This window comes from Paraburkholderia sediminicola, from assembly GCF_046026675.1.
In the GTDB taxonomy this organism is placed as follows: domain Bacteria; phylum Pseudomonadota; class Gammaproteobacteria; order Burkholderiales; family Burkholderiaceae; genus Paraburkholderia; species Paraburkholderia sediminicola_F.
In genome coordinates this window covers 1,555,011-1,567,228 of sequence record NZ_JAQQEY010000002.1, presented here as the reverse complement: position 1 = coordinate 1,567,228, position 12,218 = coordinate 1,555,011, and the positions used below count along the sequence as shown (strand labels likewise).

At 61.7% G+C, this 12,218-nt stretch carries 11 protein-coding genes; 1 reads left to right on the top strand and 10 read right to left on the bottom strand.

The genetic code is table 11. The annotated features are described in order from the left end of the window. Positions 1–4: 4 nt before the first annotated feature. From PQQ86_RS26685 to gltP, 6 genes are all read right to left on the bottom strand, one after another. Complete coding sequence (locus PQQ86_RS26685) at positions 5–718, bottom strand: OmpA family protein (RefSeq protein ID WP_408273722.1); 714 nt, start codon at positions 716–718, stop codon at positions 5–7. Positions 719–821: 103 nt separating this feature from the next. Continuing rightward, positions 822–1,586: a flagellar motor protein gene (locus PQQ86_RS26680; RefSeq protein ID WP_408273719.1), complete on the bottom strand. Its 765-nt coding sequence runs from the start codon at positions 1,584–1,586 to the stop codon at positions 822–824. 70 nt (positions 1,587–1,656) lie between these two features. After that, the gene (locus PQQ86_RS26675; protein ID WP_408273716.1) at positions 1,657–2,901 is read right to left on the bottom strand and encodes a Crp/Fnr family transcriptional regulator; all 1,245 of its coding nucleotides are present in this window, start codon (positions 2,899–2,901) and stop codon (positions 1,657–1,659) included. Positions 2,902–3,173: 272 nt separating this feature from the next. Next, positions 3,174–3,377: a hypothetical protein gene (locus tag PQQ86_RS26670; protein ID WP_408273713.1), complete on the bottom strand. Its 204-nt coding sequence runs from the start codon at positions 3,375–3,377 to the stop codon at positions 3,174–3,176. Positions 3,378–3,608: 231 nt separating this feature from the next. Then, positions 3,609–4,883 (bottom strand): aminotransferase class V-fold PLP-dependent enzyme, encoded by a 1,275-nt coding sequence (locus tag PQQ86_RS26665; protein WP_408273710.1) that lies wholly within the window; start codon positions 4,881–4,883, stop codon positions 3,609–3,611. A 54-nt stretch (positions 4,884–4,937) separates the two neighbouring features. Further along, entirely contained in the window at positions 4,938–6,263 is a 1,326-nt protein-coding gene (gltP, locus tag PQQ86_RS26660; protein WP_408273708.1) for a glutamate/aspartate:proton symporter GltP, read from the bottom strand. Positions 6,264–6,379: 116 nt separating this feature from the next. Between gltP and PQQ86_RS26655 the strand changes: the two genes are divergently transcribed. Further along, on the top strand, positions 6,380–7,291 hold the full coding sequence (locus PQQ86_RS26655) for a LysR family transcriptional regulator (protein ID WP_408273705.1): 912 nt from the start codon (positions 6,380–6,382) through the stop codon (positions 7,289–7,291). Between the two features lie 52 nt (positions 7,292–7,343). Here PQQ86_RS26655 and PQQ86_RS26650 read toward each other — a convergent pair whose 3' ends face one another. From PQQ86_RS26650 to PQQ86_RS26635, 4 genes are all read right to left on the bottom strand, one after another. Beyond that, positions 7,344–8,447 (bottom strand): nucleoside hydrolase, encoded by a 1,104-nt coding sequence (locus PQQ86_RS26650; RefSeq protein WP_408273702.1) that lies wholly within the window; start codon positions 8,445–8,447, stop codon positions 7,344–7,346. Positions 8,448–8,581: 134 nt separating this feature from the next. Next, positions 8,582–9,559, bottom strand: a complete 978-nt coding sequence (gene rbsK / locus PQQ86_RS26645) for a ribokinase (protein ID WP_408273699.1) — start codon at positions 9,557–9,559, stop codon at positions 8,582–8,584. 13 nt (positions 9,560–9,572) lie between these two features. After that, on the bottom strand, positions 9,573–10,574 hold the full coding sequence (locus tag PQQ86_RS26640) for an ABC transporter permease (RefSeq protein WP_408273696.1): 1,002 nt from the start codon (positions 10,572–10,574) through the stop codon (positions 9,573–9,575). 3 nt (positions 10,575–10,577) lie between these two features. After that, positions 10,578–12,203 carry a sugar ABC transporter ATP-binding protein gene (locus PQQ86_RS26635; RefSeq protein ID WP_408273693.1) on the bottom strand — a complete coding sequence of 542 codons (1,626 nt, stop codon included), beginning with the start codon at positions 12,201–12,203 and terminating at the stop codon, positions 10,578–10,580. Between the last annotated feature and the right edge of the window lie 15 nt (positions 12,204–12,218).

Genomic DNA, 12,218 nt, shown 5'->3' with positions numbered 1-12,218 from the left:
CGACTCAATATTCCACGAGGATGGTGACGCGGCGATTCGCGGCGCGCGCTGCGGCATCCTCGCCGATGATCAGGGGGAAGTTGTCCGCCCTGCCAATGGCGGCCATTCTGTGAGCTTCAATGCCCTTGTCGGCAAAGAATCGAACCACGGCGCCGGCTCGTGCCGACGACAGTTCCCAGTTGGACTCGTACTTCGCTGTCGATATCGGCACGCTGTCCGTGTGCCCTTCGACGAGGATGTTGTTCTTCGAGCGGTCGCGCAGCACCCCTGCGATCTGATCCAGGACGCCAAACGACTCCGGCAACAGGCGCGCGTCGCCCGAGTTGAAGAGAATTTTCGCGTTGATGGCGATTTCCACGCCCTGTGAGGCACTCGAGATCGTGATCTGCCGGTTGTCCTGAAGCGGCGCCAGCAAGGAAAGAAGCTGCCGCCTCGCGGCCTCCGGCGCGCCGGGCACGGCGACCACCGGTACGTGGGCGCTGCCGGCGGCCGTCGCCGTTTTCACCTCGCGGCGCTCGAGCATCCTGACTTCGAGCTCCCGGTTTTTCGCCAACTGCAGCGCGTAAAGCGCCAGAAACAGCACCATCAACGTGGTGATGAGATCCGCGTAGGAGATCAACCAGCGCCCGGACTGCGCCTCGCCATCGCCGTCGTCATCGTCGTGCCGATAGCCGGCTTTGTCCGCCGCAAGGCGCTTGTTACCCGAGGAGATTGTCATGCTCGAAACGTCTGCTTCCGAATTGCGTTTGAATGGACGCCTGGCGCGTTAGCGCCAACCGATCGAGGCCGGCTATCCCGAGTTATCCCAGGGCAATCCCGGGTTATCCCAGCAACTCAGCCGATCGTTCCCGGACGTCGCCCGCGAGCCGGGTTTCGATCGTATGGGGCGACTCCTTGCGCGAAATCGCGAGCAAGCCATCGAGGTACAAACGTCTGAAGCGCAATTCGCTATCCACCTGCGCCCTGATCTTTCCGTACAGCGGCAGAAAAACCAGATTCGCCAGCGCAAGACCGTACAGCGTCGCCACAAAGGCGACGGCAATGCCTTGTCCGAGTTGCGCTGGCTCAAGCAGATGGCCCGTGACCTGAATCAGGCCAAGCACCGCCCCCAGAATGCCGAACGTAGGCGCGTAGCCACCGGCCTGCTGCCATATCCGCGCGGCCGCCATGTGATTGCGCTCATAGGCGTCCAGTTCCCGTTGCAGGGCGTCTTCAAGCACAGCCGTCGACACCCCGTTGGCCAGAAGCTCGAGACCTCGCTTGGCAAACGGATTGATGTCGCCCGCCTCAATCGACTCGAATACGAGCATGCCGTTCAGCTTCGCCTGATCGCCCCACTCGAGCAGGACCGACAAGCTTTGCCGGTCGACCTGCCGCGCTTTCACAAACGCGAGCCGCAGTTGCTTCACGCCGTCATAAAACCTCGCCCACGTGTTCTGGATCATCACCGCGCCGAAGGTACCGCCCAATACGATGACGAACGCCTCCAGCTGAAACAGCGAGGTGAAGTGACCACCCTCGAGCGAAAATCCGGCCACGATGGCGGTCACGCCGAACAGGGCGCCAAATAGCGTCAAAAGATCCATACGTCCTCTCGAACGGCTGCTCCAGTGATCGGACCGGACCTGAAAGCATCCGGTGTCCGACCATCAGGCGTCAGGCATCCACATTGGAAAGCGGCGCTGCAGCGGCGGCCGGAGATTTGATCGCGCGTACGGTCTCGATGAAGCGCTCCTCGATCTCGGCAATCTCGAGCGGATCGATCTTGATTTCACGGCGCATGACCCACGACACCTCCTTCTTGCGCGCCTCGGTCATCACCGAGAACAGGCGATCGCAAATCGGCTCGCCTGTGACAGCAGAAAGCAGTTTCGCGAGGTCATAGGTGTCGAAAGCGCTGATGGCTTCGAACAAGGTTCGCTGGTCGACAAACTCCAGATCGGCCAGCGACTTCAGCTCGCTTGCGCCACGGGGAGTACGCCGGGAAAAATACGTGATGCCCTTTTCCTCGACGTAATTCAACACCTTGGTCTTGCGGAACGCGAAGATGTCTTCGGCGATTTCCGCATGCGCGAGCTTGTTGAGAATCAGGTTCTTCTCGACGCCGATCAGGGCTTCCAGGTCGGCCAGCTCGATCAGTTCCAGTTCGCTGTTGATCGACACGTCGAGATCGTGGTCCGCCACCTGCTGGGCCCGTTCCGTGATCCGCACGGGATCGAAAGTCACGAGTTGCCGGCCGGCTGCACCGTCCTGCGCCGAATAGCGCGCTGACAGCGTGCTCACGCGATCGGAGCGGCCCGGTTCGAGCGTGACGAGGTTGAGTTTTTCCATGCGCTTGAGCATCGCCATCACATGCGGACGGGAATGACCGGCAATCGCATGACACTTCTTGATGACTTCGGGCAGAGGCACCGAGCACTCCTCCCCCTGAGCGCGGCGCGAGCGCCCATCCACCCGGTCCGCGCTCTCAATACCCGCCATCAGCGACAGAACGTGCGCGTATGAGAGGACCCCCGGCAGAAAATCAGCGTGCGTGTTGGTGGCGAGGACATCGTCCTTCTTTCTCACCCGTCGAATCATGGTGCGCACGATATGGCGCAGCAGCGGCGATACGCGCTCGAGTTCCTCTTCCACCACGCTTGCCGCGATGACAGTCAATTGACAGAAGCTTATTGCTTTCGCAGTGTGCGCTCGTGGTTCGGCCGGCAACAACGAGGCCTCGCCAAAAAACTCGCCCTTGCCTAGCGTGGCGAGAATGACCTTCTTTTCGTCGCATTGGGTGGAGATTTCGACTTTGCCGTCTGCGATTACGTAGATGACGGCGTCGCCCGCGAAGCCTTCGGAATAGATGACTTCGCCCGGAGCCGCTGCGCGCGACCATGGCGATCGTTGCTGATTCAAAATTCAATCCCCCGTAGAGCTATTGCCTCGCTCATCCCGCGTCTTCATGAGGCGCGGGTATGTGCGATGGTCCTGACTTATTTGACTGGATAACGACATGCAAAACGCAAATCTTTAACCCTCTCAATCGTCAGACATAATCGTGCAAATAGCGCAAACGTTTGGCAGGCTGTGAGGCTACGTAAGGGATGGGTCTTCGTGGCCGGATTTCGTCCGCGGCGCGATGCACACAGCCCGGCATGCGGGTGAGCTCTGATCGCGCCGTATTCGCATCATTGCGGTGCGCCCGTGCGCAGACGCTCCAGTAATTCACGGCCCTGACGGGTCAGTTGCAGTGTCGAACCCTGCCGGCCACGCTGCCGAATTTCCACTAACTCGTAACGGCGTAACGCCAGTACGTCCGGATCGAAATCTTCCAGCCGCTTGTCCGTGTCGCCAAGCAGCATGAGTGTCGCAAGTTCGTGATGGCTGAGCATCGGGTACCTCCATTGATCGATACATGAGCGATGGAGGCATCCTAGCCAAACGACGCTACAGTTTGGCTACGGTTGTGTTTCTACGGATTACCTGCAGTGCTGTAAGCGTCGGCGGTAAACGTTGATGCGTCGCGCGGCAGAGGTAGTGAGCGAGGTGCGGAAGTAAAGGGGCGCAATACTTTCCGTGCGCCCCGTAATCGGGGCCTGCGTATGGGTCGCGGCACCGTCGCCTTACAGTGTCGTCAGCGCCTCTGTAATAGAAAGAAAGCGTTCGACGTCGCTGGGTGCATGACAATGCAGCGGCGAAATCCGCACTGCGCCCGCCAGATTGAATGACTTCAGCATGCGGCCCGAGTACAGACTCGAGGCGATCCGCTCGTAGACGATCACGCCGCGCTTCTCGTACTCGCGCACCGCGTCGGTCGGGCTCAGATTCGCGAAGCCGATACCCAGGATCAGGTCGCGCTTCGTAAGATCGGCATGATCCCAGAACACCTCCACGCCATCGAGTCGCCGCAAACCGCGCCGCCCACCCTGGCCATCGAGTAGCGCCGCCAGCAGCGCGCGCTCATGCAACTCTATACGCTTCATCCCCTCCACGAAAAGCTCGCGGCGCGTGTCGGCATCGCTGAACCGGCCACCGATCCACGTCACATACTCGACGATCTCGGTCACGACCGCGAACTGCGAGGGCGCCGGGCTGCCGAGTTCCCACACGCCTTCCTGCTTCGCGTCGAGGCGGTGATGCGGCAAAGCGGCCACACGCGGCGACAGCCAGGAGATGCCGGAGCCCCGGCAGCCAAAAAACTTGTAGGGCGCGAAATTGATGCCGTCGACCGGTGTCTTCTGCAGGTCGATGACACCATGCGGCGCGTGCTGGACCGCATCCACAACGATGAAGAGCCCGGGCTTCTTCTCGCGCGCCCGGCCGACGAGTGCCTCGATGTCGAACTTGGCGCCGGAAATATTCGACGCGTACATCACGCTGAGCAGCGCCGCGTCCGCGTCGATCAACGACAGAATCGCATCCACGTCTACCCCGCCCGTCTCCGGATTGCTGGGCGCAACCCGCAACGACTTGCCCGTGCGTTGCGCGTAGTACGTCATTGCGTCGAAAGAAGACGGATGTTCGAGGATCGTCGTGACGGCGTTGGTGCCCGGCACGTTTTCCATAATCGCGCGCACCATGTCGAACATCGCGCCCGACGCGGTCAATGAGGGATAAATGCTGCCGTCCTTCGCGTTGAGGATCGCGCGGATATCCGTCTCGCCGCGCGCCTGAACGTCCTGAAGATGGCGTGCGCGGGCGTGAATGCGCTCCGGGCAATCGGGCAGCGCATCGATTCGCGCGAACGCGTCGACGGCCGCCTTGAGGCGGAACGAGCCACCCGCGTTGTCGAAGAAGAGTCGCTCGCTCCCGTCGATATCGTGGTCGACATGGTGAAAACGCGCCTTGATCTCCTGCATCAACGACTCGGAAAAGAACTCGCCTTGGCTACTGCTCATCTGGATGCTCCTGATCTTTCTGCTAAATGATGTCGTGCTGCGAACCGTGCTCACTCAAGCGTCGAGCGACGCGAGATACGCCTTGCCCTTCTCCGCGTCGTACTGCCGCTCCCATTTGGCGATGACGAGCGGCGCAAGCGCGTTGCCCACCACGTTCAGCGCGGTACGTCCCATATCCATTACGCGGTCCACGCCGGCGATGAACGCGAGCCCTTCGAGCGGCAGCCCCGCGCTGGCCAGCGTCGCGAGAAGAATCACGAACATGAAGCCCGGTACGCCGGCTGCACCCTTGGACGTCACGACCATCGTCAACACCAGGACCATCTGCTCCTGCCAGCCAAGATGAATGCCATACAACTGCGCGACGAACAGCGTGCCAATGCCGAGATAGATCGATGCACCGTCGAGATTGAACGTGTATCCGGTCGGCACGACGAAGGTCGTGATGCTCTTCGGCACACCGTAGTCTTCCATCTTCTTCATCAGTTGCGGCAGCACGGTTGCCGAGCTGCAGGTCGAGAACGCGATGATCAGTTCGTCCTTGATAACACGCAGCAACGTGAAGATACGAAAGCCGAACAGCCGGGCGGTGATGCCGAGCACGACAAGCACAAACAGCACGATCGCCAGATAGGTGACGGCCACCAGCTTGAGCAACGGCAACAACGAACCGAAGCCGAAACTCGCCACTGTCACCGCGATCAGCGCGCATACGCCGATCGGCGCGTAACGCATCACCATGTTCGTCACCTTGAACATGGCTTCCGCGACACCCTTGAGCATGGCGATCACCGGCTTGCGGAATTCTTCCGGGACCGATTGCAGGCCAAGGCCGAATAGCACCGAAAAGAAGATCACTGGCAGGAGATCGCCTTTCGCCATCGAAGCAAGGATATTGTCCGGAATCACGCCAAGCACGAGGGTCATCAGGCCATGATGGCCCTGCACCTGTTGCGTTGCCTGCTGATAGCGGGAAATGTCGGCGTGGCCGAGCTGCGACATGTCGGTGCCGACGCCTGGCTGCAGCACGTTGCCAAGAATAAGCCCGAGCAGGATTGCGATCGTCGTGATCACCTCGAAGTACACGAGTGTTTTCAGGCCGATGCGCCCGAACGATTTGCCATCGCCGACACCGGCGATCCCGACCACCATGCTCGTGAATACGATCGGCACCACGATCATCTTGATCAGCTTGATGAAGATGTCGCCGGCGGGCTGCAACAGCCCCGAAATGGTCGCGTCCCGCATTTGCGGAAAGTGGTTCAACACGAGTCCCGTGGCAACGCCAATGACGAGACCGATCAGTATCTGCCATGCGAGTCCGACACGCGGTTTGCGCTCGATATGGTTGACAGGCGGGCTTTCGACAACGGTATCCATGCTCTCTCCAGATTGGGGGCGGGGCGATGGAGGAACCTTAAGCAGCCGAAATAAGTAAAAAAAGCGATTTTTTTGTATGAGAAGCTATCGCTTTAATTCATATTAAGGAAGGCGCGATGCTGACATTCAAGCAGATGGAAGCGCTCTACTGGATCGTGCAACTGGGTTCGTTCGAGGCTGCTTCGAGCCGCCTCAACACCACGCAGTCGGCCGTTTCGAAGCGGATTCAGGAACTTGAGCGCGCCTTCGACCTGTCGGTATTCGACCGTGCGCACCGCAGCGCGCGTCTGACCGAGAAAGGCGCCGACCTCTTCGTCTACGCAAAAGAACTACTCGAACGGCGCGACCAGATCGTCGAGCGAATCAGCTCAAGGGAGGCGTTGGTTCGGCAGGTCCGCGTCGGCGTGACGGAGCTAACCGCCTTGACGTGGCTGCCACGGCTGATTGGTGCGATCCAGGCGGCGTATCCGAAGGTCGTGGTCGAAGCCGAGGTGGACTTGAACGCGACGCTGCGCGACCGGCTCGCGGACGACACGATCGACATCATCGTCGTGCCGCAAATCCACAGCACCGAGTCCTTCGTCATGACGCGGGTCGGCGAAGTGGAGAATGCGTGGATGTGTGCCCCGGCACTGGCGCCGAAGCAGGCCGCCATTCCGCTCGCCGAGATTGCGCAGTACCCGCTGATCCTGCAGGGCGGCCTGTCGGGAACGGGCTTTATCTATAGCCGCTTTCTACAGGAGCACGGAGTCAACATGCAAAGAGTTCTTGCGAGCAACAGTCTGATCGCGCAGATCGGGCTGACGCTGTCGGGCCTCGGCATCAGCTATCTGCCGAAGGCGTGCCTGAACCACATGGTCACACGCGGCGCGCTCGGGATGATTCAGACGCGACCGGCTTTGCCGCCTGTCTCGTACGTCGCGATGCATCGCGCGGAACAACCGCACTCACTGAATGCTGAAATCGCCCGGCTCGCCGCGCAGTGCTGCGATTTCAGCTCGAACCTGCTCGATCCGGGCCGCGTCTGAACAGGACCGCGGCCCTGCGTTGCGAATAATCCGCCGCGCATGCCCTCCCTTATCAAGGCAAGGTAATCGGCACAGGACGCGTAAGCAGATCGACGTAGAGGCTGAAGAAACGATTGTTGTCGAACTGCGTGACGTACGTGATCTTTTTCGGTGACGCGCCCGCCGCGGGTTGATCGGGGTAGACCGTCACGTGTCCCTGATCCTCGCCGCTCGTCGTGTCGATATCGAGGTAGGCGCTCTTCGTCTGCGTGGCGTAGGTCGGATCCATGAAATAGGCGATCGTCAAGGTATCGAACAGATCGGTGTTGTCGGCGAATGCGCCCGCGTTGGCGATGCCGTACGCCCTGGTCACCGCGGTCTGTTTGCTCGGATTGTTGACGATCTGGTCGTACACGCTCTGCGTGAGCGGCACCGTATCCGTGACGTCGAGTGGAATGACGGCCTGGGGGATTGTCGTTTGAAGAACCGTGCGCACGGCAAGCGGATCAAACCACCAGTTGAGTTCCCCCACCGCATTCGCATTGCCCGGCACCGCCATCGCGCCGCCCATGTAGACGATCTGCTTGATCAGCGGCACGATCTCCGGCGCCTTCTTGATGGCCGTGGCGAGATTGGTGGGCGGTCCAACCTCGAGAATCGTGACCTGATTCGGATAGCGCTTGATGGTCTGGATCATGAAGTCCGCAGCACTTTGCGTCTGCAGTTTCGTCGACACCGCGAAACCGTCCGGCGGCGCCACAAGCTGGGATTGCTGGGTCGGTTCCGTCCGCATCCACGCGCCGAAATAGCCTTGCGGATTGGCAGCCTGCTGCGCACGAATGCTCGCCACATCGTATTGCAACGGATAGTCGGCGCCGCCGTAGACACCCACCACGTTCTGCACGCCCATGCGCTCCACCGCCTTCAGCGCATCCGCTTCTTCCTGGAGCAACCAGTCGTTACCGGTCACGACGGTCAGCCCGAGCAGGTTGACCTTGCCCTGCCCCATCAACTGTGTGGTCATGGCGAATAACTGGCCGTCGTCGCCCATCGTGTTGAAATCCGAATCGATGATGACCTTCGGCGCGTTGGCGAGCGGATCGGTGGTCGTCACACTGCCCCCACATGCGGCGAGCAGCGACGTCATCATCAGGATGCCTATGTATTGTGATTTCATGTTTCGTCCATTTATTCCAGTAGAGATCGCGATCAAACCAGGGGGAACACCATCCGGAGATGGTGCCGGTCATTCAACGTCAAGCTACCCAGAGTTGCAGGTCGGACTGCCTCATGTCACAACAGGCATCCGTTTCAGGCTGCGCTTTCGACTTCCGCGCGAGTCGGGATCGACGGCTGCGCGCCGGCGCGCGTGACCGAAATCGATGCCGCGCGTTGCGCAAGGCTGATTGCGCCTTCCAGCGGCTGCCGGGCGGCGAGTTGCGCGGCAAAGACACCGATAAAGGTGTCACCGGCCGCAGTCGTATCGACCGCCCTCACCTGCGGCGCGGGAAAATGCATGCCTTCACCTCCTTCCGGCAACAGGTAAGCGCCTTGCGCACCGAGCGTGACGATCACGTTGCGGGCGCCGCCGCGTTGCAGCTCCAGCGCCGCCCTTCTCGCGCCGCTTTGCGATTCGACCGGCAAGCCGGCGAGTATCGCGGCTTCAACCTCGTTCGGCACGAGGTAGTCGACGAGCGGCAGCCATTCCGCCGGTAGCGGGCCGGTTGCCGGCGCCGGGTTCAGCACGGTGATCTTGCCGAGGCGCCGGGCGAGCGCGAGTGTTGCGTGGACGGAATCCCAGGGCGTTTCCAGTTGGCAGACCACCACGTCGCTTGCCTTGATCGCCGCTTCGTGGCGTGCGACGCCTTCAGGCGTGAACTCACCGTTACTGCCCGCGACCACCACGATCGTGTTCTGGCCGTCGTCCGAGACCGTCACCATGGCGACGCCGGTGGGCTGCACGGCGTCGACCTCGACACCCGCGCAATCGATTCCTTCAGCTTCCAGATCCTTGACCCGCTGGGCGCCGTTCGCATCCTCCCCCACGCGCCCAACCATCGCCACGCGCGCACCGATGCGGGCGGCCGCCACTGCCTGGTTGCCACCCTTGCCGCCGGCAACCTGCGAGAACTCCTGTCCGCTGATCGTTTCGCCGGGCCGCGGCAAATGCGGTGCACGGGCGACGAGGTCGGTATTGATGCTGCCCACCACGAGCACGCGGCCCGGCTTCACTTCTTTCGACACGTTCACTCTCCTGCTGACCGTCCACGAAAGGTCGCTGACGGTCATTAATGGTCAATATTTATGCAGCGCGACGTCGGCTTCTATACGTATCCAGCACGACAGCCACGACAATCACGGCCCCCGTGATGATGCGTTTGGTCGGCTCGGTCGCCCCGATCTGGGCAAGACCCGCAGCCAGCACCGAGATGATCAACACGCCGAAGAACGTGCTGATCACCGAGCCGCGTCCGCCCATCAAGCTCGTTCCGCCGATCACGACGGCCGCGATCACCTGCAATTCGATGCCCGCGCCGGCATTCGGATCGGCAGCCTCGAGCCGCGAAATCTGGAACAGGGACGCGAGGCCGGCCAGCAAGCCCATCATCGCGAATACAGCGATCTTGTAGGGACGCGGGTTGACGCCCGCGAGGCGCACCGCTTCCTCGTTCGTGCCAATGCCGACCAGATAACGCCCGAACACCGTGCGGGTCAGCACCAACTGCGCGACGACCATCACGACAATGGCAATCAGGAACGCGGGAGAAATGCCGAAGGCAATCGGGTTGGACAGGAAGTCGAACGCATCGCCGATATAGGCCGTGCGGGAGTTGGTCAGCTGGTACGCGAGACCGCGGGCCGCCTCGAGCACGCCGAGCGACACGATGAACGACGGAATCCGCCAGGCCACGGTAATTGCGCCGGTCACGCAACCCGTCAAGGCCGCCCCTGCCATGCCGAGCAAGGCGGCAGGCAACGCCGGCCAGTGCCACTGCAAGGCCGCCACGCTCGTGAGCGCCGCGCCGAGTGCCAGCACGGAGCCGACCGACAGGTCGATCCCGGCGATGATGAGCACAAAGGTCATACCGACCGACATCACGACCAGATCGGGAATCTGGTTTGCGATCGTGCTGAAGGTGTCGTAGCTCAGGAAGTGCGAGCTCAGCAGCGAGAACAGGATGATCATCCCGAGCAGCGCGCCAAGCAGGCCAATATAGTTCGAGAATCCAAGGCGCGTGCCGATCGGCTTTGCGTCTTTGGGCGGTTCGTTCTGCACGGAAGGCAGGCTGGTTGGTGCAGTCATGCTTCAATACTCCACAGATTTTTGATCGGGCGCCGCTGAGTCGGGCGCTTTGGCGTCGGGTTCGATCGGATCGTGCAGCAGCGCGTCGCGTTTCGTATAGCCCGCGAACGCCGCTGCGAGCAGCGCGTCCTGGGTCCAGCTTCCGCGCTCGAACATGCCCGTCATCCGTCCTGCCGACATCACCCCGATCCGGTCGCAAATCGACATCAATTCGCGCAGATCGCTCGACACCACCACCAACGCGCGGCCTTCCCGCGCAAGCGCGCCCATCAGGGCATAGATATCGAACTTCGCCCCGACGTCGATGCCGCGTGTGGGCTCGTCGAACAGCAACACCGTGCAATCGCGCGCGAGCCAGCGGCCGATCACCACCTTCTGCTGGTTGCCGCCGGAGAGTTCCGACACCGGTTGCGACGGCCCTGAACTGCGGATACTCATGGCGTCGATCTGTTTGCGCGCCAGCGCCGCCTCGCGACGGGCGTCGACCACGCCGTTCTTCGATACCGAGCGCAAATGGCCGAGCGAGATATTGGCGGCAATCGGTTGCGTTAGCAGGAGGCCCTCGCCTTTGCGGTCCTCCGTTATCAGCGCGATGCCGTTCTTCACGGCGTCTGACGGCGACGACACCGTCACGGGCTGAAGCGGGCCACCGCCATGCGCGATCGACACCGTACCGGCGTCCGCGCGATCGGCTCCGTAGACGAGCCGCATCAATTCCGTGCGGCCCGCGCCGATGAGACCGCTGATGCCGAAAATCTCACCTGCTTTCACTTCGAAGGACACATCGCGCACAACGGGCTCACGGGTCATGCCTGTGACCTTGAGCGCCACGTCGCCAATGCGCCGTTCGCCGAGATCGATCCGTTCGCCGATATCACGCCCAACCATCAGCGTAACCAGACGGTCCGCCGAGAGGTTCGCCATCTCGTCGACATGCACGAGCCGTCCGTCGCGCAGTACGGCAGCGCGCCGCGCGATACGCTTCAATTCTTCAAGTCTGTGCGAGATGTACACCAGCGCCACGCCGCGCGCCTTGAGCCGCTCGACCTGCTCGAACAGCAGGTCAACCTCTCGGGCGGTCAGCATCGCGGTGGGTTCGTCGAGAATCAGCACGCGGCAATCGCCAATCAGATTGCGCGCGATCTCGACCATCTGCTGATGGCCGATGCCCAGCGTGCCCACCAGCGTGTCAGGATGAATCGCGTCGAGCCCGACTTGCGCCATGGCATGCCGGGCGTCCTCGCGCAACTTGGCGCGGTCGATCCAGCCGAACATGCCGCGCTGCGGCAAACGATTCAGGAACAGGTTCTCCGCCACCGAAAGGGTCGGCAGCAGGTTCAACTCCTGCATGACCATGCGCACGCCGAGCGCCTCGGCGTCCTTGCGGCTGCCCGGCGTGTAAGCTGCGCCGCCAAGCGTCATCGAACCAGTGGTTGGCGTAACGAGACCGCCGACGATCTTGGACAAGGTGCTCTTGCCCGCGCCGTTTTCGCCGGTCAGCGCCAGCACCTCGCCCGCGTACAGATCCAGCGAGATATCGGCGAGCACCGGCCCGGCGTAGGTCTTGCCGATGCCGTGAACAGTCAGCACGGGCGGGGCAACGGCAAGGGATAGGTTGGGAGTGGACATCAGATTGATAAAGCC

What these genes read in the sequence shown, in the direction of transcription:
- PQQ86_RS26685 (WP_408273722.1), bottom strand. Translation starts at nt 718, where the DNA reads ATGACAATCTCCTCGGGTAACAAGCGCCTTGCGGCGGACAAAGCCGGC.
- PQQ86_RS26680 (WP_408273719.1), bottom strand. Translation starts at nt 1,586, where the DNA reads ATGGATCTTTTGACGCTATTTGGCGCCCTGTTCGGCGTGACCGCCATC.
- PQQ86_RS26670 (WP_408273713.1), bottom strand. Translation starts at nt 3,377, where the DNA reads ATGCTCAGCCATCACGAACTTGCGACACTCATGCTGCTTGGCGACACG.
- PQQ86_RS26665 (WP_408273710.1), bottom strand. Translation starts at nt 4,883, where the DNA reads ATGAGCAGTAGCCAAGGCGAGTTCTTTTCCGAGTCGTTGATGCAGGAG.
- gltP (WP_408273708.1), bottom strand. Translation starts at nt 6,263, where the DNA reads ATGGATACCGTTGTCGAAAGCCCGCCTGTCAACCATATCGAGCGCAAA.
- PQQ86_RS26655 (WP_408273705.1), top strand. Translation starts at nt 6,380, where the DNA reads ATGCTGACATTCAAGCAGATGGAAGCGCTCTACTGGATCGTGCAACTG.
- PQQ86_RS26650 (WP_408273702.1), bottom strand. Translation starts at nt 8,447, where the DNA reads ATGAAATCACAATACATAGGCATCCTGATGATGACGTCGCTGCTCGCC.
- rbsK (WP_408273699.1), bottom strand. Translation starts at nt 9,559, where the DNA reads ATGACCGTCAGCGACCTTTCGTGGACGGTCAGCAGGAGAGTGAACGTG.
- PQQ86_RS26640 (WP_408273696.1), bottom strand. Translation starts at nt 10,574, where the DNA reads ATGACTGCACCAACCAGCCTGCCTTCCGTGCAGAACGAACCGCCCAAA.
- PQQ86_RS26635 (WP_408273693.1), bottom strand. Translation starts at nt 12,203, where the DNA reads ATGTCCACTCCCAACCTATCCCTTGCCGTTGCCCCGCCCGTGCTGACT.